Consider the following 21,001-nt stretch of genomic DNA (forward strand, 5'->3'; position numbering starts at 1 on the left):
CGGCCCACTCCGGGGTTCGGCAGGCAGGTCACCAGCGCGCCTTGGTCCACAGCACCACGTCGAGCAGGCGCAGCGGCGGGTCGAGCTGCGGCAGTCCGTCCAGCAGCCCGCGGATCTCCGGGTCGAGCATCAGGCGCCGGTACGTGTCCCAGTCGGTCCGGAAGCTGTACGGCGGCTCGATCCCCAGGTAGCGCCGCACCAGCGCGTCGCGCACCGGCAGCAGCTCGGGACGTTTGCGGGCGGCCAGCTTCGCCGGGGCGACCCACGGCTCGGACTGCCGGGCCGTCGGGTCCACGAACAGCTGCTTGATCCGCTCGTAGAACACGCCCGCCAGGACGAGGGTCTCGTCGTCGGCATGTTCGAGCGCCACGTCGGCGGGCACCGCCTTGAGGTCCACGGTGAGCTGCTCGTCGGCCAGGACGGCGCGGGTGGCGCGCGGGCCGACGGCGGCGTTGAGCAGCGTGACGGCGAACAGGTCGGTGGCGGTGATCCGGAACGGGTCGTTGGGTCCGACGGTCAGGAAGGTGTGGCCGGTGTAGTCGCTGTCCGGCCGGTAGTAGGCGGTGACACGGGTCGCGGCGTTGCCGCCGAGAGCTTTCAGAGCCGCCTCGCGGGCGCGGGTGTACTGGTCCACTCGCGCCACGCTATCGACAGCGGCCCTGCTCCGGAGTGGACCGATCGGGCGGCGCTGCCCGCCGGTCCGACCTCAGCTCGTGGCCGGGACGGTGGCGACCGGGTACGGCGCTTCGCGCAGCAGGTCCGTCAGCAGCGGCCAGGCCGCGTCCCGCCGCCGCGCGGGCGTACGCAGCACCGCCAGCCCCGCCGCAGCCGTGGACAGGCCGCTCCGGGCCTGGTGACGTACCTCGACCGACGGGTGGCGGTCCGCGGCCCGCACGACGGCGTCGGCGAAGGCGCCGGTGGCAGGTCCGAGATCGCAGGCGAGCACGGGCACGCCCCGGGTCGAGGCCTCCGCCATGGCGAACTCGGCCGCCTCCCCCGGAGCGTCGGCTCCCACGAGCAGCACGGGCGCGTCAGGCGCCGGGACGGCCTCGCCGGGCACGCTGAGCACCGGGCAGGCGGCGCGCCCCACCAGACGGGTCGCCGCACCCGGATGGGCCAGGTCGCGGCCGGTCACCAGCATGGACGCCGTGGACGCCTCCCGCAGCAGCGCCTGCGGCAGCGAGCGGCCGGTGCCGTACAGGGTGACGGCGGTGCCGGGGTGGTCGTGCCGCACCGACGCGACGGCCTCGCGGGCGCGTTCGGCCGTGGCCTCGTCGTCGTCGAATGCTCCGGGCGGGTACGCGCCCATGGCGAGATGGCTGGTCCACACGGGCAGCGGCCGGGGCACGAGCACGCGCAGCCCCGTGTGGTGTGCCGCGGCCTGGTCGGCGGCCATGCCCAGCGCCGCCGAGCCGGCGCCGCCGAGCTCGTATCCGGCGACCACCGGGCCCGCCCGGTTCGTCTCTGTTGTGATCATGGGTGCTCCCCTTTCGGCAGGTGAAGCCCTCCACGCTGCCTACCTGGGGTTTCCGGCAGGTTAACCGCCGGACAAAGGCGGACTAAGGGCGGTCACATCAGCCGCAGGGACCGCCCAGGCCACGTCCGCCTCACCCCATGGTGCGCTGGCCGTCGATCGTCTCGCGGATGATGTCGGCGTGCCCGGCGTGCTGGGACGTCTCAGCGATCAGGTGCAGCACCACGCGGCGCACCGACCAATGCGCGCCGGGCTCGAACCAGGGAGCTTCCGGCAGCGGGTGCGCCGAGTCTAGGTCGAGGGTGGTGAGCAGCCCGTCGGTGTGCCGGGCCACCTCGTCATACGCCTTGAGCAGGCCGTCGACCGTCTCCCCGGCCGTCATCCGGAACCCGTCCGCCCAGTCGACCTCGCCGTTGTCGTCGGCGCCCATGCCGGCGGCGCCCTCGACGGCGAAGCCCATCCACTGCTTCTCCATCGCGGTGACGTGCTTGACCAGGCCGCCGACGCTGAGCGCGCTCGCGGTCGGGGTGGCGGCGGCCTGCTCGTCAGTGAGGTTCTGCGCGGTGTAACGCAGGAAGAAGCGGTGCTTGCCCAGCGTCTCCAGCAGGTCGGCGCGCTCGCCGGTGACGGTCTTGGCGGATACGGACATGGTGCTACCCCCATCGTTCGTTGATACGGCCTCACCCTAAGGGCGGCGTCCGACAATCCGGGCGAGGTCGACCGCACGAACGGGTTGCATTGTCACAATGCATGGGACAGGATGCCAACCATGTTTCGGATCATCCTGGCGCAGCTGCGCCGCCGTGCCGCCCGCTCGGTCGCGCTGCTGACCGGGGTGCTGGTGGCGACCACCGGTTTCACCGTCCTCACCGGAACCGTCGACACCGCCCGGCTGCAGGTCACGCAGCAGGTGAGCGAGAACTACCGGGGCGCTTACGACATCCTGGTCCGCCCGAAGGACTCGCGGCTGGAGCTGGAGGACACGGCCGGGCTGATCCGCCCGAGTTTCCTGTCCGACCACTTCGGCGGGATCTCACTGGACCAGGTGGCGGCCATCCGCGGGGTGCGCGGTGTCGAGGTCGCCGCGCCGATCGCGATGATCGGCATCAGCTTCGCCCCGGCATCGGTGGATCTGGACCTGTCGGCGGTCCTGCCGCGAGACAGCCGCAGCGTCTACCGCTTCACCCGTACCCGGATCACCGACGGCGGCACGACCCGGATCACCACCCCGCCGTGGTACCACTACTTCACCCCGAACGAACTCGCGATCTCGGACGATCCGGCCCGGCAGCAGGATCCGTTCATGGAGATCGTGGACGGGCGGGAGGTCCCGATCTGCACGGGCGGCGAGTTCGACTTCGACGCGCTCTCCGAGCTGACGGGCACCGCGGTGCAGCTCGGCTGCGGCTCGCAGACCCGGCAGTACGGTCGCGACGTCGACCACCCTGGCATCACGTCCTCGGTCTGGGGCCTGCCGTTCCTGCTGGCCGCGATCGACCCGGCGGCCGAGGCCGCGCTGGTGGGCCTCGACCGTGCCGTGGACAGCGGCGAATACCTGACCGGCCCGACCACCACCCTGCCGGTCGACGACGAAGGGGCGGACCTGGTGACCGGGGTGCCGGTCCTCTACAGTTCCCAGCCGTCGGTGGACGCCACCGACCAGGTCGTCGTGGAGCGGCTGCCGGCCGAACTCGCCGCGGCCGTGCCCGGTGCCGACGTCTCCGAACTCGCCCCACGCCTGTCCGCGGCCCGGGGCACCGTCGTGTGGACCGGCACCGTCTCAGCCGCGCAGGCGCATCAGGAGCTGGCGACGTCGTTGCGCAACGTCTACCTGGGCAAGGTCGGCGCGTACTTCACCCCGCAGCCCGTGCGGTACACCCGCGACGCGGCGGGGCGGCTGACCCCGGTCGCCGTGCCCGACCCGCAGTCCCAGGAGTGGGGTGTCACCGACCACCCGCAGTTGCCGCCCGAGGTCCTCGACACGGCGTTCCGCGGGCTCACCAGGCAGCGCCGGATGGACCCCGAGTCGGTCCGCAAGCCGCTCGTACAGCTGCGCACGATCGGCACCTTCGACCCGCGGGCGCTGCAGGACTTCTCCATGCTGGCGGGCGTGCCGCTGACGACCTACCGGCCGGCGCGGCTGGCCTGCGGCGACAGCGCGTCGTGCGCGGCGCTCGGCGGGCGCGACCTGCTGCCCAGCCTCGCCCCGGGTGGCTACCAGCAGCAACCGCCGCTGATGCTGACCACGATCGACGCGCTGCCGAAGTTCTACAGCGCCCAGTACCGCCAGGCCGATGCGGGCCGCACCCCGGTGTCTGCGGTGCGGGTGCGGGTCGCCGGGGTGACCGGCTTCGACGACCTGTCGCGCGAGATCGTCCGCCGGACCGCCGAGGAGATCGCCACCAGCACCGGACTCGACGTCGACATCATGCTCGGCTCGTCGCCGACGCCGCAGCAGATCGCGCTGCCCGCGGGCCGGTTCGGACGGCCCGCACTGGTGCTGGAGGAGGGCTGGTCCCGCAAAGGCGTGGCGGCGGCGATCGTCAAGGCGGTCGACCGCAAGAGTCTCGTCCTGTTCGGGCTGATCCTCGTCGTGTGCGTGCTGTTCCTGGCCAACGCGACGGCCGCGGGGGTGCGCAGCCGGCAGCGGGAACTCGCGATCCTGGCGTGCACCGGCTGGCCCCGTGGCCGGCTGGCCGGCCTGATCGCCGGCGAGGTCGCCTTGCTGGGGCTGGTCGGCGGCGTGCTCGCCGGCCTGCTGGCCGTTCCGCTGGCCGGCGCGCTCGGCGTCACGCTGTCACCGGTGCACGCCGCCTCGGCGGTGCCGGTTGCGCTCGTCGTGGCGTTGCTCGCCGCACTGCCGCCCGCCTGGCGCGCCTCCCGGGCCAGGCCCGGCACCGTGCTGCACGCCCCGGCCCGGCCCCACCGCGGGCGGCCGGCCCGCCGCCGTACGGTGTTCTCGCTCGCGATGGCGAACCTGTTCCGGGTGCCCGGCCGCACCCTCATCGGGATCGTGGCGCTGGCGCTCGGCGTCGCCGGGCTCACCCTGGTCGCCGCGGTCACCTGGGCGTTCCACGGTTCGGTCACCGGCACCCTGCTCGGCGACGCGGTGTCGGTGCGGGCCCGCGGCGTCGACCAGGTCGCGGTGGCCGCGGTGCTGCTGCTGGGCCTGGCCGCGGTGGCCGACGTGCTGTTCGTCAACGTGCGCGACCGCTCCGCCGAGCTTGCCGCGCTGCGCGCCATGGGCTGGTCCGCCGGGGCGATGGCGCGGCTGGTGGCGTACGAGGGGCTCGGGATCGGACTCATGGGCGCCGCGCTCGGCGCGGCAGCGGGCCTGGCGGGCACGGCCTGGTTCGCCGGGTCCACGCCACCGGCCCTGGTCGGCACGGCGCTGTTCGCCGCCGGGGCGGGCGTGCTGTCGACCGGGCTGGCGGCGGTCGCGCCCGCGCTGGCGCAGCAACGGATCCCGATGCGACGGTTGCTCGCCGAGGAGTGATGTCCTGATTGCTGTGGGTAGAGGGGGTTTCGCGCAGGGCGAGACCCCGCTACCCTCCTCCGAATGACTGTCTCGGTACGACGTTTGGCCGTACTCGTACACGCCCTTCTGGTGATACCGCTGGTCGCGGTGTTCGTGGTGGTCGGCTCGGGGGATCCCGACGCCGGCTTCGGAACCGTGCTGCTCAGCATCCCGGTGCTGCTCGGCGGGGCGCCGTGGAGCATCCTCACCGCTCAGTTCACCGAGAACGCCTCCCCGGGCCTGTTCGAGTTCCTCGTCGCCTTCCCGGCCCTGCTCAACCTCGGCCTGCACGTGGGCATCGGCGAGTACCTCGCCCGCAAGCGCGAGGCCGTCGCCGCCTGATCCGGCATCGCCGGCCGGGGTCGCGCCCACGACCCCGGCGGGCGAGGCGACCTCGGGGTTGACTAATCGGGTTGTTTCGATGAGTCTGTCGGGAGAGCGCTCTCCAGCAGGTCCTGCCGACCGTGGCCGTCCCCCACCCGGCAAGGGCCTGTCCCGTCCCGTCTCCATCAGGAGCAGCCCATGTCGCTCAGAACCACCGTCCGGCTGCCGTGGCGCAGCCGCGCGGGCCTGGCGGCGGCAGTCGCCGTCGTGCTCGCACTGCTCGCACAGTCCCTCGCCGGTGTGCCCGCGCAGGCCGCCGGCCCGCTGATCTCGCAGGGCAAGCCGGTCCTCGCCTCGTCGGTCGAGGGGGTTGGCACCCCGGCCGCCGCCGCCGTCGACGGCGATCCCGGCACCCGCTGGTCCAGCCAGTTCAGCGATCCGCAGTGGATCCGCGTCGACCTCGGCGCGACCGCCGCGATCGACCAGGTGAAACTGGTCTGGGAGGCGGCGTACGCGACCGCCTTCCAGATCCAGGTGTCACCGGACGGCAACAACTGGACCAACATCTACACGACCACCACCGGCGCCGGCGGCACGCAGACCCTCGCCGTCACCGGCAGCGGCCGCTACGTGCGCGTGTACGGGACCGTGCGCGCGAACGGCTACGGCTACTCGCTGTGGGAGTTCCAGGTCTTCGGGACCATCGGCGGACAGCCCAGCCCCAGCCCCAGCCCCAGCCCGAGTCCGAACCCGAACCCGGGCGGCACGCCGATCTCGGAGTTCAAGAAGGTCGAGGCGTCGTCGTACGAGGGCGGCAACGCCCCCGCCGCCGCCCTCGACGGCCGCACCACGACCCGCTGGTCCAGCCAGTTCAGCGACCCGCAGTGGATCCGGATCGACTTCGGCGGGGCCGCGACGATCTCGAAGGTCGTGCTGAACTGGGAATCCGCGTTCGCACGTGGCTACCGGATCGAGACGTCCAACGACGCGACGAACTGGACGACGATCCACTCGACCACCACCGGCCCCGGTGGCGTCGAGACGCTCAACATCAGCGGCAGCGGCCGCTACCTGCGCCTCTACGGCACCGCACGGGCCACCGGCTACGGCTACTCGCTGTGGGAGCTGCAGGTGTTCGGCACCGTCAGCACGTCGGCGACGACGCCGCCGATGCTGTCCGGGCCGACCCGTCCCCCGGCGACCACCGGCCAGTTCGCACTGACCGGCCCGGCCGACGCGGCGATGGTCACCGCCACCCGCCGACCGGCACTGAGCTGGAACGCGGTCGGCGGCGCGGCCCGCTACCAGGTATGGACCAACATCAGCCGCACCGACTACGACTTCACCCAGCCCGGCAACCTCATCGACCTGTACACCAAGGTCGCCGAACCGACCGGCACGACCTACACGCCGACCTGGGACCTGCCGGACCGGTGGACCTACAAGTGGTACGTGGTCGCGGTCAACGCCTCCGGCGGCACGATCGGAGTGTCGAACATCCGCCGGTTCAGCGTCTACCTGCCGGTGCTGGAGAACGTCGCCGACGGCGTCAACGTCGTCAACGGCAGCCGCGACCTCAACAAGAACGGCGCCATCGAGCCGTACGAGGACTGGCGGCAGCCGGTCGAGACGCGGGTCAACGATCTCCTCGGGCGGATGACGCTGGAGGAGAAGGCGTACCAGATGTTCTACAACGCCCAGACCTTCAACCGGTCGGGCTGGCACTTCGGGCCCGCCGAAGGCCCGGACCTGCACGGGTTCCTGACCTCGTCGGCGTCGACGCGGCTGGGCATCCCGTTCGTGTCGGCGGGTGACACCATCCACGGCTACAAGACCACCTACCCGACGCAGAGCGCGCTGGCCGCGACCAGGGACTACCCACTGGCGTACAAGCTGGGCGACATGCAGCGGCGCGAGCAGCTCGAAGTCGGCACCCGCGGGGTGCTCGGGCCGCTGGCCGAGGTAGGCACGAAGGTGCTCTACCCGCGCATCCAGGAGGGCAACGGGGAGAACGCCGACGTCGCCGCGGCGCAGGTGCGGGCCCTGGTGGCCGGTCTGCAGGGCGGTCCGGAGCTCAACCCGGCGTCGGTGCTGGCCACGGTCAAGCACTGGCCGGGCGAGGGCGCGGGCGGTGAGGCGCTGATCGTGTACGACGCGGTCACGATCAAGTACCACATGATCCCGTTCCGGGCGGCGATGGAGGCCGGCGCGGTCAACATCATGCCGGGGTACGCGGGCAGCTCGCTGCTCGACCCGGGCGGCCCGGGGGCCGGCGACAGCGCGCCGATCCTGGCGTACCTGCGCAACAACCTCGGGTTCACCGGTCTGATCACGACCGACTGGCTGCCCTCGGGCTCCTGGGTCGGCGCGGCCAAGGCCGGCTCGGACGTGATGGGCGGGGCCGACCCGGGCGCGCCCGGCTACTCCATCGCCACGTTCACCGCCGGGGTCCCGGCGGCCCGCATCGACGACGCGGTCCGGCGCATCCTGCGGCTGAAGTTCCAGCTCGGCGTGTTCGAGGCGCCGTACGGGGACCCGGTCAACGGGCCGTACCGGATGCACCAGCCCGCGTACACGGCGCTGGCCAACCAGGCCTCGCGGGAGGCGATGACGCTGCTGAAGAACAACGGCGTGCTGCCGCTGCGGCTCAACGCCGGTGACAACATCGTCGTCGCCGGTCCCCGGGCCACGGACGCGCTCGCGTGCTGCATCTGGACCAGCTATTTCCACCAGGAGCACGGGTCCAAGAACATCATCGACGCGATCCGTACCCGGGCCGCGACCGCCGGAGTCAACGTCTACCAGGACACCGGTCCCGCGCCGAAGGTGGCGGTCGTCGCCGTCGGCGAGGGCTCGTACACCCACGCCACCAGCTGGGTGAAGGAGCAGCCGTACCTGCCGGCCGACCAGCTCGCGGTCATCCAGAACTTCCGCAACCAGAACATCCCGGTCGTGGTCGTGCTGGTGATGCCCAGGCCGTACGTCATCACCGAGTGGGACGGCCTGGCCGGGGCGACCGTGGTCACCTACCGCGGCGGTGAGGAGATGGGGCCGGCGCTGGCGTCGCTGCTGTTCGGCGACTACACGCCGAGCGGCAAGCTGCCGTGGCAGCTGCCCCGGGCGCTGAGCGACGTGCTGCGGCCGGGCGGCACCGACGTGCCCGCCGACGCGACCGAGTTCTGGGACCTGCCCTACGACCTGGGCGCGACCGCGGCCCAGCGCAACGAGATCCGGGCGCGGATCGACGCCGGACAGCCGGTGCCGACCACGTACGGCAACCCGCTCTACCCGTACGGAGCCGGCCGAACCGGCTGGTGAACGCGTTACCGGACGGCCGCCCCGCGACATGGGGGCGGCCGTCCGGCCGGGTGCGCGCCCGGATCGGGCGAGCGCGAATCGGCCTCACGGCTGAGCTTCGGGAGCGTCGCACGCGGTGTGCGACCTTGGCGGAACCGGCGTTGTTACAACGGGTCACGACTTCGCGTGAACACCCCGTCGCGGCCCCGTTCACTCGCGGGACGCGAGCACCACACGCCACCACCTCCACAGCGTCCTCTCCCGAGCGGGTGCCATGAACGATTCCGACCCCCGACCGCCCCGCAACCCCGGCCTGCGCAACAAGATCTTCGCCGTGCTCGCGTCGCTGGTGGCGCTGTGGGCGTTCGCCGCGTACGTCACCGTGGGGCAGGGGCTCAGCCTGGTCTGGCTGGCCGCGCTGGAGCAGCAGGTCGCCAAGCCGACCGAGTCGCTCATCGCGGCGATCCAGGCCGAGCGCCGCGAGTCGGTCACGTTCGCCGCGTCCGGGGCCGCCGCCGACCGGGGCGCGCTCGACGCCGCCCGCGCCGGCACCGACCAGGCCGTGCACCGGATGCGCGTTGCGCTGGAGGGGACCGTCGCGCAGTGGTCCACCAGCGAGGCCAGCGACGCCCGGCTGGCCGACCTGCTCACCGCGCTGAACGGCCTGCCCGACCGCCGTCTCGAACTGGACCGCGGCAGCCTGGACCGGGTGCGGGCGAACACGTACTTCACGGGATTGGCCCAGCTCGGCTTCGACGTGTACGGCACGTACACCGCCTGGGACGACTCGGACGTCATCTTCCATACGTCCACGCTGGTGCTGCTGACCCACTCCCAGGAGATGATCTCCCGGGAGGACGCGGTGCTGTCCGGCGTGATCGGCGCGAACCTGTTCGCCGAAGCCGACCGGGCCGCGTTCACCGAGCTGGTCGGCGCGCAGAAGTACCTGTCGACGCAGGTCGCCGAGCGGCTGCCGCAGCCGGAGAAGGCCCAGTACCTCCGGTTGCTGGACAGCCCCGAGATGCTGGCGCTGCGGACCCTGGAGGACCGGGTGATGCGGGCCCCGCCGGGCGCCGCCCCGGTCACCGACGCCGTGCAGTGGCGCGCCGCGGTCACCGGAGCCATCGACGCGACGCGCACGCTGGTGCTCGACCTGGCCGACCAGACCGTGGTCCGGTTCCGCCCGGCGATGATCGGCATCGTCGTCCAGCTGGTGCTGGCCGCCGGGCTCGGGCTGATCGCCGTGGTGCTGTCGATCCGGTTCACCATCCGGTCGCTGCGCTCGCTGCAGGCGCAGCTGGCACAGCTGCGGGCCGCCGCCCTGGACCTCGCGCACGTGCGGCTGCCCCGGGTCGTGGAGCGGCTGCGGCTCGGCGAGCAGGTCGACGTGGGCAAGGCAGCCCCGCCGCTGGCGTTCGGCGACGACGACATCGGGCAGGTGGGCCGCGCGTTCGACGTCGTGCAGCAGACCGCGATCCAGGCCACCGTCGACCAGGCAGAGCTGCGGCGCGGCGTACGCGATGTGTTCCTGAGCCTGGCGCACCGCATCCAGGCGCTGGTGCACCGCCAGCTGAAGATGATCGACCTGATGGAGCGGCAGGCCGCCACCGACGAGGAGCTGGCCAAGCTGTTCCAGATCGACCACCTGGCCACCCGCATGCGGCGCAACGCGGAGAACCTGGTGGTGCTGTCCGGTGTGCCGGCCAGCCGTACCTACCGCGCCGCGGTGCCGATGGTCGACGTGCTGCGCGGCGCGCTGGCCGAGGTCGAGGACTACCCGCGGGTGCGGCTGCGAGCCGCAGAGCCGGCCGCGCTCGCGGGTCACGCCGCCGGTGACGTCATCCACCTGCTGGCGGAGCTGATGGAGAACGCGGTGTCGTTCTCCCCGCCGCACACCGACGTCGACGTGATCGGCCGCGCCGTGCCCGGCGGCTACCTGGTGGAGGTCAGCGACCGGGGCCTGGGCATGACCGACCTGGACCTGCAGGAAGCCAACCGGCAGCTGGCCGACCCGCCGGAGTTCCAGCTCGCCGGGGCCGCCCGGCTCGGCTTCTACGTGGTCGGCCGGCTGGCGCAGCGCTACCAGCTCGTGGTGCAGCTGCGCCGGTCGCCGCACGACGGGGTGACGGCCGCGGTGGTGATCCCCGCCGAGCTGATCGCGCGGACCGCGCCGGAGGTCGGCGACCGTCCCCGGGAGCGGCTGCTGGCCACCGTCGCGGCCGCGGCCGCGCTCAACCCGCACGCCCGCCGTCCCCTCGACCAGCCGGCCGGCGCGGACCCGGCGGCTGCCGCGCAGCCGGTCGGCGGCGACGACGACACCAAACTCACCCCCGCCGGGTTGCCGTGGCGCGAGAAGCGGCCCAAGCGGGTCGTGCCCCGCCCGCGCGACCTCGCCGAGGCCGAGCAGACCCGCGACCTCGGCCGGACCGGGCCGTCGTATCCCAACGGCCGCGAGCCGCAGGAGGTCAGCCGGTTCCTGGCGGCCTACGCCGACGCCGCGCGGCAGGGCCGTGCGCACGCCGAGCTGACCGGACAGTCCCCGACCGCAGCACATCCGGAAGGACACCCATCGTGACGGAGAAGACCGCAGCGACCGTCGACCTCGCGTGGCTGGTGGACGACCTGGTCCACCGGGTCGTCGAGGCCAGGTACGCCATCATCCTGTCCACGGACGGGCTGCTGATCGCCGGCTCGGCGGGGCTGGCGAAGGCCGACGCCGAGCACCTCGCGGCGGCCGCGGCCGGGATGAGCAGCCTGGCCCGGGGCGCCGGCCGGCACTTCGGCGACAGCGTGGTGCGCCGCACCATGATCGAGTTCGGGACGGGGTATCTGTTCGTCACGTCGGCGGGCAACGGGGCCTGCCTGGCCGTGGTGTGCGGCAGCGACATCGACGTGGGCGTGGCCGCGTACGAAATGGAGATGCTGGTGGTCCGGGTGGGCCAGTACATCACCACACCGGTCCGCCAGCCCGCCGCGGCGCAGGGCTGACCTGGTGGAGGCGCCACAGGAGCAGTGGCCCGACGCCGTGCCCGTGGTGCGGCCGTACGCGATGACGTCCGGCCGGACCACCCCGGTGCGCGGCGCGTTCGACCTCATCTCGATCGTGCTGGCCACCCGGCCGCCCGAACCTCACGACGGTCTGCACCCGGAGTCCGCGCAGATCATCCGGCAGAGCCAGGAGCCCGTGTCGGTCGCCGAGCTGGCTGCAGAGCTGGACCTGCCCGCGGGCACGGTCATGGTGCTGCTCGGCGACCTGCTGTCGCAGCGGCTCATCGTCACCCGTTCCCCTACCCCGGCCCGCGGTGTGGCGAGCCGACCTGTACTCGAGGCGGTCATCCATGGACTCCGTACGCTCTGACGCGGCACCGGTCGTGCTGCCCACCGCCGTGAAGATCCTCATCGCGGGGCACTTCGGCGTCGGCAAGACCACGATGGTCGGCGCGGTCAGCGAGATCCGCCCGCTGCGCACCGAGGAGGTGCTCACCGACGCCGGGATCGGGGTCGACGACCTGTCCGGTGTGGAAGCCAAGACCCACACCACCGTCGCGATGGACTTCGGCCGCATCACCATCAGCCGCGACCTGGTCCTGTACCTGTTCGGCACCCCCGGCCAGGACCGCTTCTCGTTCCTCTGGGACGAGCTGGCCTCCGGCGCGATCGGCGCGGTGGTGCTGGCCGACACCCGCCGCCTCAAGGAGAGCTTCGCCTGCATCGACTACTTCGAGGAGCGCGAAACCCCGTTCGTGGTCGCCGTGAACTGCTTCGAAGGAGGCGAGCGCTTCACCCCGGCGGACGTCCAGCTGGCCCTGAACCTGGACCCCGGCACCCCCGTGCTGATGTGCGACGCCCGCGACCGCACCTCATCCCGCGCCGTCCTGGTCGCCCTGCTCCAACACGTGCTGTCGCTGCCCGTCTGAGGCACGATCTTGCGGGAACCGTGGGTGCGACACGCGCCGTTCGGACGTATCGGCAACAGTTCGCGCAAGATCGTCGCGATCTTGGGCCGTCAGGAGAAAAGGGCGCTGACGGACTCGCCGTTGTGGATGCGGCGCATCGCCTCGGCCAGTGCGGGGGCCACGGAGAGCACCTTCAGCTTCGGAACGTGCTTTTCGGCGGCGATCGGCACCGTGTTCGTGCAGACGATCTCCAGCACGCCGTCCTGCTCGCTGAGGCGCTTGAGGGCGTTGTCGGAGAAGAGGCCGTGGGTGCAGGCCAGGCGGATGGAGCGCACGTTGAGGCCGCGCAGGTGCTCCATCAGCTCGATCACGGTGCTGCCTTTGGCGATCTCGTCGTCGAGGACGATCACGTGCTTGTCCGCGACGTCGCCGATGACCGCGCTGATCTGCACCCGGTCGTCGCTGTAGCGCTGCTTCGCGCCGGCCGCCACGGGTGTGCCGAGCAGCCGGGCGAACGCGGCCGCCTCCTTGGCGTTGCCGAGGTCGGGCGAGACTACGACGGTGTCGGCGAGGTCGTATTGCTTGAAGTAGGTCGCCAGTTCGCGCAGGGCGTGCAGGTGGTCGACCGGCATGCTGAAGAAGCCGTGGATCTGCGGCGAGTGCAGCGTCATCGCGAGCACCCGGTCGGCCCCGGCGGTGCGCAGCAGGTCGGCGACCAGCCGCCCGCCGATGGAGATGCGCGGGGCGTCCTTCTTGTCCGAGCGGGCGTAGGCGTAGTGCGGCATCACCACGGTGACCCGCCCCGCCGACGCGCCCCGGGCCGCGTCGAGCATCAGCAGCAGTTCGACCAGGTGTTCCTGCACGGGCGGCACGAGCGGCTGCACCAGGTACACGTCGCGGTCGCGGCAGTTCGCGCCGAGCTGCACTTCCAGGCAGTCGTTGGCGAAGCGCGACACCCGCACGGGGTGCAGCGGCACTTCCAGATGGGCACAGATCTCGGCCGCGAGTTCGGGATGGGCACTACCGCTGAACACCGCGATGTCACGCACGCCGGAATGGTAACCAGCACGTGGCCGTGCCGGGCGCCCAGGTGGGCCGCGCCGTCATCCGATCGGGAATCCGACGACCCGCTCGGCTAGGGTCGATCACCGGGAACGGCGGAGGGGACGGCCACGGATGGATCGGCAGGCGGAACTGCGCCGGGTGTTGGAGGGCCCGCTGCCCGGCGAGGTGAGCGAGCACTTCCTGCAGCGGTTCACCTTCACGGCCGACGACCCGCGTTCGGTCATCGCGCTGGCCCGCGACGCGCTCGCCACGGTGCTGGACCCCGGCCTCGTCTGGCCCGACCTGGTGCAGTGGCGGGAGCGGCTGCCCGAGCGCTTCGTGGCGGCGTGCGCACCGGAGCCGGATCCGGCCGCCGAGGACGAACAGGCACGGCGGCCTTCGACGACGCCGGAGCAGCGGCACCGGTATGAGACCACCGCCGCCTGGGAGCTGTCCGGCTGGCTCGGCTGGTTCGAGCCGGAGGAACTGGGCGACTCCCGCGGCTGGCAGTGGTGGGACGCCGGCCTGGACGGGCCCGCCGGGGGCTGGGTCGACGTCGAGATCGAGGGTCACCCGTTCCCCTCGGGTGCGCTGGAGTGGCTGCTGCGCGCGTCCGGCGCACACGACCTCGACAGCTGAGTCGCGCCGCGGGTGCGGTTCCGGACGAAGATCGCTGTTTGGTGACAAATTCCGTAGCCTGACCGCAGATTTTGACCTCAAACAGCGATCTTCGCCGGGCAGCGGCAGGACAGCGCGGCCAGGGGCCGCGACATGGCGCGGAGACTTCGCGTCGGGCGGTAACGGCAACCTCGGGCATGGTGGTCGGCTAGATTATGTGAGTCCGATTTATGTGCAAATACCGGGCGTGCGCTCGGTGTGTCCGCAGGTAGGCGGCCCACCGACGGTTCCGCCACGCGCAGGACGCACGCGCCGGCAGACAGCGGATGTGGAGCTGCGCCATGGCCAAGGCAGTGGGTATCGATCTGGGGACCACGAACTCGGTGATCGCGGTGTTCGAAGGCGGTCAGCCGACGGTGATCCAGAACGCGGAGGGCGCGCGGACCACACCGTCCGTGGTCGCGTTCACCGACGCGGGCGAGCGCCTGGTCGGGCAGCTGGCCCGGCGGCAGGCGATCCTGAACCCGAAAGGCACGATCTACTCCGCGAAACGGTTCATCGGCCGGCACTTCGACGAGATCAGCGAGGAGGCCAAGGCCGTCGCGTTCGACGTCGTGCCCGGCCCCGAGGGGCTGGTCCGCTTCGACGTCAAGGGCAAGATGTACTCCCCCGAGGAGATCAGCGCGCAGGTGCTGCGCAAACTCGTCGACGACGCGTCGAAGTTCCTCGGCGAGAAGGTCACCCAGGCCGTCATCACGGTGCCGGCGTACTTCAACGACGCCCAGCGCACCGCGACCAAGGACGCCGGGCGCATCGCCGGGCTCGACGTGCTGCGCATCATCAACGAGCCGACCGCCGCCGCGCTGGCGTACGGCCTGGACAAGAAGGGCCACGAGACGGTCCTGGTGTTCGACCTCGGCGGCGGCACGTTCGACGTGAGCATCCTCGACGTCGGCGACGGTGTGGTCGAGGTACGCGCCACCGCGGGCGACTCACACCTCGGCGGCGACGACTTCGACCGCCGCCTCGTGGACCACCTGGCCGACGAGTTCAAGAACGACAACGGCATCGACCTGCGCACCGACCCGCAGGCCCTGCAGCGGCTGTTCGAAGCCGCCGAGAAGGCCAAGGTCGAGCTGTCGTCGGTCACCCAGACGCAGGTCAGCCTGCCGTTCGTGACCGCCGACGCGGCCGGCCCCAAGCACCTCACCACGACGATCACCCGGTCGAAGTTCGAAGACCTGACCAAGGACCTGGTGCAGCGCTGCCTGGGCCCGGTCGAGCAGGCCATGACCGACGCGAAGGTCACCGCCAACGACCTGGACGAGGTCATCCTCGTCGGCGGGTCGACCCGCATCCCCGCCGTGCAGGCCCTGGTGCGCCGGCTGACCGGCGGCAAGGACCCGAACATGAGCGTCAACCCCGACGAGGTCGTGGCGCTGGGCGCGGCGATCCAGGCCGGTGTGCTCACCGGTGAGGGGCCGGACGTGCTGCTGCTCGACGTCATCCCGCTGTCGCTGGGTCTGGAGACGCTCGGCGGGCGGATGACCAAGGTCATCGAGCGCAACACCACGATCCCCGCCCGCCGGGCCGAGACGTTCTCCACCGCCGAGGACAACCAGCCCGCCGTGGACATCCACATCCTGCAGGGCGAGCGCGAACTCGCCGGTGACAACCGCACGCTGGGCAAGTTCCGGCTGGAGAACATCCGCCCGGCGGCGCGCGGCGTGCCGCAGATCGACGTCACCTTCGACGTCGACGCCAACGGCATCCTCAATGTCTCCGCCAAGGACAAGGACACCGGGGTAGAGCAGGCCGTCACCATCACCGACAGCGGCAACCTCGAGCGCAGCGACGTCGAGCGGATGGTCGCCGACGCCGAGTCCCACCGCGAGGAGGACACCCGCACCCGCCAGCTCATCGACACCCGCAACGAGCTGGAATCGCTGACGTACCAGGTCGAGCAGCGCCTCGGCGAGCTCGGCGAGGCCGCGCCCGCGCACGAGAAGGCCCGCGCGGAGCTGCTGGTCGGCGACGCCCGCCAGGCCATCAAGGAGGAGGCGCCGGTCGACCGGCTGCGCTCGCTCATCGGCGACCTGCAGCAGGTGGCGCAGGGCCTGATGGCGCGGCCCAGCGGACCGCCGCCCGGCGGCGACGCGGGCCAGGGCGGGCAGGGCGGCCCGACCGCCGGCGCGGGCGCGCGCACCGGTCAGGGCCAGGGTGACGACGACGTCATCGACGCCGAGTTCTCGCCGAGCTGAGGGCCGCGATGGCACACCACCCGCACGGCGGCAGCGGCCCGCAGGCCGACACCGAACCGGAGGAACAGGCCGGGCACGACCACGTGGCCCGGCACGGCCTCGACCCGCCGGGCCCGGTCGCCGTGGACCCCGACGAGGTCGCGGTCCCGGCCGGGCATGCCGGGGAGCCGTCCGCAGAGGCGCCGGACATCGAGGCACCCGCCGGGCCGTCGGCTGCCGAGCTGGAGGGCCGGTTGCGTCGGGCGCTGGCCGACCTCGACAACATGCGCAAGCGGTACGAGCGCCAGCTCGCCTCCGAACGCGAGGCCGAACGGGCCCGTACGGCCGCGGTGTTCCTGCCTGTCGTGGACAACCTGGACCTGGCGCTCGCGCACGCCGACAGCGACCCGGCCGCGGTCGTCGACGGCGTCCGGGCGGTCCGCGACCAGGCCGTGAACACGCTGTCCACGCTCGGCTTCCCGCGCCGCGAGGACACCGGCATGCCGTTCGACCCGGTGTGGCACGAGGCGGTCAGCGTGGTGCCGAACACCGGCGAGCCGGACGGGACGGTGCTGCAGGTGATCCGCCCGGGTTACGGCGAGGTCGACCGGCAGCTGCGCCCGGCCACGGTCGTCGTCGCCGGCAACACCCAGGGGTGAGCCGTGGCCCGCGACTTCTACGACGTGCTCGGGGTCTCGCGGAGCGCGTCGGCTGACGAGATCCAGCAGGCGTTCCGCAAGCTGGCCCGCAAGTTCCACCCGGACGTCAACAAGAGCCCGGACGCCGAGGACCGGTTCAAGGAGATCAACGAGGCGTACCACGTGCTGCACGACCCGAAGCAGCGCGCCCGCTACGACCGCTTCGGCGAGGACTTCCGCAAGGTCCCCGAAGGGTACGAGGAGATGGCCGGCGCGGGCGCGGGCGGTTTCCGCGGACGCGGCGCAGGTCAGGGCGGCTTCGGCGGCGGTTTCCCGGGCGGCGGGTTCCGGGGCGGGGACACCGGCGAGCCGTTCTCGTGGTCGTACGACGGCGGCGACGTCGATCTGGAGGACCTGCTCGGCGGCATGTTCCGCGGTGGCGGCCGGGGCGCGGGGCGGGCCACGGGCCCGATCGCGGGCGCGGATCAGGAGGCCGAGCTGCCGCTCAGCGTCGAGGAGGCGTACCAGGGCGGCAAGCGGTCCATCACCCTGTCGGGAGCGCAGGGTGAGCGCAGCTACGACGTGAACATCCCGGCCGGGGTCACCGACGGACAGCGCATCCGGCTGGCCGGGCAGGGCGGCAAGGGCCGGGGCAACGGCCCGCCCGGCGACCTGTACCTGGTGGTGCGGCTGGAACCGCACCAGCGCTACCGGCTCGACGGCCGCCACATCCACGTGCCGCTGCCGGTGAGCCCGTCCGAGGCGGCGCTGGGTGCGACGGTGCCGCTGACGACCCCGGGCGGCGAGACCAAGGTGACAGTGCCCCCCGGCACGTCCAGCGGCAAGCGCCTGCGCCTGCGCGGGCAGGGCATGCCGCACCACCGCGGCGAGCACGGCGACCTGTACGCCGAGGTGCGCATCATGGTGCCGCGCAGCCTGAGCGATCGCGAACGCGAGCTGTACGAGCAACTGGCCGAGGAGTCCACGTTCGACCCGAGGAGCGCCCGATGAAGGTGTACGCGCTCGCCGTCCCGACCCGGCTCAGCCTCGACCACTTCGCCCGCCGGGCGGGCCTGCACCCGGTGCTGGTGCAGCGGTACGTGGCGCTGGGCCTGCTCGACGCCGACCGGGACGCGGGCGGCGGCCTGTGGTTCTCCCCCACCGAGCTGCACCGGGTGGCGCGGGTGCAGCGGCTGCACGCCGACCTGTCCCTGAACTACACCGCGATCGGCCTGGTCATGGACCTGCTCGACCGCGTCGACGAGCTGCAGACCGCACTGCGAAGGAGCGAGCGCCGTGGACATGAACAAGCTGACGCAGAAGTCGCAGGAGGCGCTGCATGACGCGCAGACGATCGCGCTGCGGATGGGGCACACCGAGGTGGACGGCGAGCACCTGCTGCTGGCGCTGCTGGACCAGCCCGACGGGATCGTGCCCCGGCTGATCGCCCAGACCGGGGCCGACCCGAGCCGGCTGCGCGGCGAGGTCGAGCAGGACCTGCAGCGCCGCCCGAAGGTCAGCGGGCCGGGCGCGCAGCCCGGCCAGGTCTTCGTCACCCAGCGCCTGTCCCGGGTGCTCGACACGGCTGAGCGCGAGGCCAAGCGGCTCAAGGACGAGTACGTGTCCACCGAGCACCTGCTGCTCGCCCTGGCCGACGAAGGTTCGGCGTCGGCGGCCGGACGACGGCTCAAGGAGAACGGGGTCACCCGGGAGGCGTTCCTGGCCGCGCTGACCCAGATCCGCGGCAACCAGCGCGTCACCTCCGCGATGCCCGAGGTGACCTACGAGGCCCTGGAGAAGTACGGGCAGGACCTGGTCGCCGACGCCCGCGCGAACCGCCTCGACCCGGTCATCGGCCGCGACGCCGAGATCCGCCGCGTGATCCAGATCCTGTCCCGCAAGACGAAGAACAACCCCGTGCTCATCGGCGACCCGGGCGTCGGCAAGACCGCCATCGTGGAGGGCCTCGCCCAGCGCATCGTGCGCGGCGACGTGCCCGAGGGACTGCGCGACAAGACGGTGTTCGCACTGGACATGGGCTCGCTGATCGCCGGGGCCAAGTACCGCGGCGAGTTCGAGGAGCGGCTCAAGGCCGTGCTCAACGAGGTCCGCGCCGCCGAGGGACGCATCCTGCTGTTCGTCGACGAGCTGCACACCGTCGTCGGTGCCGGCGGCGGCAGCGAGGGCGCGATGGACGCCGGGAACATGCTCAAGCCCATGCTCGCCCGCGGTGAGCTGCACATGATCGGCGCGACCACGGTCGACGAGTACCGCAAGCACATCGAGAAGGACGCCGCCCTGGCCCGGCGCTTCCAGCAGGTGACGGTCGACGAGCCGTCGGTCGAGGACACCATCTCGATCCTGCGCGGGCTGCGCGAACGCCTGGAGGTGTTCCACGGCGTGAAGATCCAGGACTCGGCGCTGGTGGCCGCGGCGACGCTGTCGCACCGGTACATCACCGACCGGTTCCTGCCCGACAAGGCGATCGACCTCGTCGACGAGGCCTGCGCGCGGTTGCGTACCGAGATCGACTCGATGCCCGCGGAGCTGGACGAGATCACCCGCCGGGTCATGCGCCTGGAGATCGAGGAGGCGGCCCTGGCCAAGGAGACCGATCCGTCCAGCCTCGCCCGCCTCGACCAGCTCCGCCGCGAGCTGGCCGACCTGCGCGCCGAAGCCGACGCCAAGCATGCCCAGTGGGAGAGCGAGCGCCAGGCCATCCGCCGCGTCCAGGACGTGCGCGAGGAACTCGAACGGCTGCGCCACGAGGTCGAGGAGGCCGAACGCGCCTACGACCTCAACCGCGCCGCCGAACTGCGCTACGGTCGCATCGCCGACCTCGAACGGCGACTGGCCGCCGAGGAGCAGAAACTAGCCGACCGGCAGCAGGGCCAGCCCGGCCTGCTCCGCGAGACGGTGACCGAGGACGAGATCGCCGAGATCGTCTCCGCCTGGACCGGCGTCCCCGTGTCCCGGCTGCAGGAAGGTGAGCGCCAGAAGCTGCTGCGCCTCGACGAGATCCTGCACGAGCGCGTCATCGGCCAGGACGAGGCCGTCCAGGTCGTCGCCGACGCCATCATCCGCGCCCGGTCCGGCATCAAGGACCCGCGCCGCCCGATCGGGTCGTTCATCTTCCTGGGCCCCACCGGCGTCGGCAAGACCGAGCTGGCCAAGGCCCTGGCGGCGGCCCTGTTCGACTCCGAGGACAACATCGTGCGCCTGGACATGAGCGAGTACCAGGAACGCCACACCGTCAGCCGCCTGGTCGGCGCGCCGCCCGGGTACGTCGGCTACGAGGAGGGCGGGCAGCTCACCGAGGCGGTGCGGCGCAAGCCGTACTCGGTGGTGCTGTTCGACGAGATCGAGAAGGCGCACACCGACGTGTTCAACACGCTGCTGCAGGTCCTCGACGACGGCCGGATCACCGACTCGCAGGGCCGCACCGTCGACTTCCGCAACACCGTCATCATCATGACCTCCAACATCGGCGCGGAACACCTGCTCGAAGGGTCCGATGCCGACATCTCCGAGCAGGCCCGCGCGAAGGTCCTCGGTGAGCTGCGCGGGCACTTCCGGCCCGAGTTCCTCAACCGCATCGACGACATCGTGCTGTTCCACCGGCTCACGCTGCCGCAGATCGAGAAGATCGTCGACCTGCAGTTCGAGGACCTGCGCCAGCGGCTCGCCGAGCGCCGGATCAGCCTCGACCTGACCGAGGACGCCCGCAAGCTCATCGCCGAGCACGGGTTCGACCCCGTGTACGGCGCACGGCCGCTGCGCCGCTACATCGCCCACGAGGTCGAGACCCGCATCGGCCGCGCCATCATCGCCGGTGACCTGCGTGAGGACGCCGTGATCCACGTCGGGGTGCGCGACGGCGAATTGGCGGTAACCTTCGACGCGGCACCGGCTCCGCAGATGGCGGAGGCGGGCGCGGGAACGGGAGTTTGACG

17 protein-coding genes are annotated in these 21,001 nt (G+C 72.1%); 13 read left to right on the forward strand and 4 right to left on the reverse strand.

Annotation, left to right across the window (positions count from 1 at the left end; genetic code table 11):
* Positions 1–28: 28 nt before the first annotated feature.
* The 3 genes from F6W97_RS10860 to F6W97_RS10870 all read right to left on the reverse strand — a co-directional run bounded on the left by F6W97_RS10860 (position 29) and on the right by F6W97_RS10870 (position 2,123).
* Positions 29–634, reverse strand: coding sequence for a DUF6308 family protein (locus F6W97_RS10860; RefSeq protein ID WP_155370122.1), 606 nt, complete (start codon positions 632–634; stop codon positions 29–31).
* Between the two features lie 72 nt (positions 635–706).
* The gene (locus F6W97_RS10865; RefSeq protein ID WP_155370123.1) at positions 707–1,477 is read right to left on the reverse strand and encodes a hypothetical protein; all 771 of its coding nucleotides are present in this window, start codon (positions 1,475–1,477) and stop codon (positions 707–709) included.
* A gap of 130 nt (positions 1,478–1,607) precedes the next feature.
* Complete coding sequence (locus F6W97_RS10870; RefSeq protein WP_155370124.1) at positions 1,608–2,123, reverse strand: DinB family protein; 516 nt, start codon at positions 2,121–2,123, stop codon at positions 1,608–1,610.
* Positions 2,124–2,243: 120 nt separating this feature from the next.
* Between F6W97_RS10870 and F6W97_RS10875 the strand changes: the two genes are divergently transcribed.
* From F6W97_RS10875 to F6W97_RS10905, 7 genes are all read left to right on the forward strand, one after another.
* Complete coding sequence (locus F6W97_RS10875) at positions 2,244–4,970, forward strand: FtsX-like permease family protein (RefSeq protein ID WP_155370125.1); 2,727 nt, start codon at positions 2,244–2,246, stop codon at positions 4,968–4,970.
* A gap of 63 nt (positions 4,971–5,033) precedes the next feature.
* Positions 5,034–5,333: a hypothetical protein gene (locus F6W97_RS10880; RefSeq protein ID WP_155370126.1), complete on the forward strand. Its 300-nt coding sequence runs from the start codon at positions 5,034–5,036 to the stop codon at positions 5,331–5,333.
* Between the two features lie 180 nt (positions 5,334–5,513).
* Entirely contained in the window at positions 5,514–8,633 is a 3,120-nt protein-coding gene (locus F6W97_RS10885; protein WP_155370127.1) for a discoidin domain-containing protein, read from the forward strand.
* A 253-nt stretch (positions 8,634–8,886) separates the two neighbouring features.
* Positions 8,887–11,187: a sensor histidine kinase gene (locus F6W97_RS10890; protein ID WP_155370128.1), complete on the forward strand. Its 2,301-nt coding sequence runs from the start codon at positions 8,887–8,889 to the stop codon at positions 11,185–11,187.
* Positions 11,181–11,600 (forward strand): roadblock/LC7 domain-containing protein, encoded by a 420-nt coding sequence (locus F6W97_RS10895; RefSeq protein WP_407924566.1) that lies wholly within the window; start codon positions 11,181–11,183, stop codon positions 11,598–11,600. The genes F6W97_RS10890 and F6W97_RS10895 overlap by 7 nt, the downstream gene beginning before the upstream one ends.
* 4 nt (positions 11,601–11,604) lie before the next feature.
* Entirely contained in the window at positions 11,605–11,970 is a 366-nt protein-coding gene (locus F6W97_RS10900; protein ID WP_230686576.1) for a DUF742 domain-containing protein, read from the forward strand.
* Entirely contained in the window at positions 11,951–12,529 is a 579-nt protein-coding gene (locus F6W97_RS10905) for a GTP-binding protein (protein ID WP_155370130.1), read from the forward strand. The genes F6W97_RS10900 and F6W97_RS10905 overlap by 20 nt, the downstream gene beginning before the upstream one ends.
* An 89-nt stretch (positions 12,530–12,618) precedes the next feature.
* On the opposite strand, the gene F6W97_RS10910 is transcribed toward F6W97_RS10905, so the two are convergent.
* On the reverse strand, positions 12,619–13,557 hold the full coding sequence (locus F6W97_RS10910; RefSeq protein WP_155370131.1) for a ribose-phosphate diphosphokinase: 939 nt from the start codon (positions 13,555–13,557) through the stop codon (positions 12,619–12,621).
* A gap of 127 nt (positions 13,558–13,684) precedes the next feature.
* Between F6W97_RS10910 and F6W97_RS10915 the strand changes: the two genes are divergently transcribed.
* The 6 genes from F6W97_RS10915 (at position 13,685) to clpB (ending at position 20,999) form a co-directional block, all read left to right on the forward strand.
* On the forward strand, positions 13,685–14,191 hold the full coding sequence (locus F6W97_RS10915; RefSeq protein WP_155370132.1) for a hypothetical protein: 507 nt from the start codon (positions 13,685–13,687) through the stop codon (positions 14,189–14,191).
* A 320-nt stretch (positions 14,192–14,511) separates the two neighbouring features.
* Positions 14,512–16,431, forward strand: coding sequence for a molecular chaperone DnaK (gene dnaK / locus F6W97_RS10920; protein ID WP_155370133.1), 1,920 nt, complete (start codon positions 14,512–14,514; stop codon positions 16,429–16,431).
* 8 nt (positions 16,432–16,439) lie between these two features.
* Positions 16,440–17,069, forward strand: a complete 630-nt coding sequence (locus tag F6W97_RS10925) for a nucleotide exchange factor GrpE (protein WP_155370134.1) — start codon at positions 16,440–16,442, stop codon at positions 17,067–17,069.
* 3 nt (positions 17,070–17,072) lie between these two features.
* Positions 17,073–18,059, forward strand: coding sequence for a DnaJ C-terminal domain-containing protein (locus F6W97_RS10930; protein WP_155370135.1), 987 nt, complete (start codon positions 17,073–17,075; stop codon positions 18,057–18,059).
* Positions 18,056–18,391: a chaperone modulator CbpM gene (locus F6W97_RS10935; RefSeq protein WP_155370136.1), complete on the forward strand. Its 336-nt coding sequence runs from the start codon at positions 18,056–18,058 to the stop codon at positions 18,389–18,391. The genes F6W97_RS10930 and F6W97_RS10935 overlap by 4 nt, the downstream gene beginning before the upstream one ends.
* Entirely contained in the window at positions 18,345–20,999 is a 2,655-nt protein-coding gene (gene clpB, locus F6W97_RS10940) for an ATP-dependent chaperone ClpB (protein ID WP_155370137.1), read from the forward strand. Before F6W97_RS10935 ends, clpB begins: the two co-directional genes overlap by 47 nt.
* Positions 21,000–21,001: the final 2 nt, after the last annotated feature.

This window comes from Catellatospora vulcania (genome assembly GCF_009720385.1).
Lineage (GTDB): Bacteria > Actinomycetota > Actinomycetes > Mycobacteriales > Micromonosporaceae > Catellatospora > Catellatospora vulcania.

What these genes read in the sequence shown, in the direction of transcription:
- F6W97_RS10865 (WP_155370123.1), bottom strand. Translation starts at nt 1,477, where the DNA reads ATGATCACAACAGAGACGAACCGGGCGGGCCCGGTGGTCGCCGGATAC.
- F6W97_RS10870 (WP_155370124.1), bottom strand. Translation starts at nt 2,123, where the DNA reads ATGTCCGTATCCGCCAAGACCGTCACCGGCGAGCGCGCCGACCTGCTG.
- F6W97_RS10875 (WP_155370125.1), top strand. Translation starts at nt 2,244, where the DNA reads ATGTTTCGGATCATCCTGGCGCAGCTGCGCCGCCGTGCCGCCCGCTCG.
- F6W97_RS10880 (WP_155370126.1), top strand. Translation starts at nt 5,034, where the DNA reads ATGACTGTCTCGGTACGACGTTTGGCCGTACTCGTACACGCCCTTCTG.
- F6W97_RS10885 (WP_155370127.1), top strand. Translation starts at nt 5,514, where the DNA reads ATGTCGCTCAGAACCACCGTCCGGCTGCCGTGGCGCAGCCGCGCGGGC.
- F6W97_RS10890 (WP_155370128.1), top strand. Translation starts at nt 8,887, where the DNA reads ATGAACGATTCCGACCCCCGACCGCCCCGCAACCCCGGCCTGCGCAAC.
- F6W97_RS10905 (WP_155370130.1), top strand. Translation starts at nt 11,951, where the DNA reads ATGGACTCCGTACGCTCTGACGCGGCACCGGTCGTGCTGCCCACCGCC.
- F6W97_RS10915 (WP_155370132.1), top strand. Translation starts at nt 13,685, where the DNA reads ATGGATCGGCAGGCGGAACTGCGCCGGGTGTTGGAGGGCCCGCTGCCC.
- dnaK (WP_155370133.1), top strand. Translation starts at nt 14,512, where the DNA reads ATGGCCAAGGCAGTGGGTATCGATCTGGGGACCACGAACTCGGTGATC.
- F6W97_RS10925 (WP_155370134.1), top strand. Translation starts at nt 16,440, where the DNA reads ATGGCACACCACCCGCACGGCGGCAGCGGCCCGCAGGCCGACACCGAA.
- F6W97_RS10935 (WP_155370136.1), top strand. Translation starts at nt 18,056, where the DNA reads ATGAAGGTGTACGCGCTCGCCGTCCCGACCCGGCTCAGCCTCGACCAC.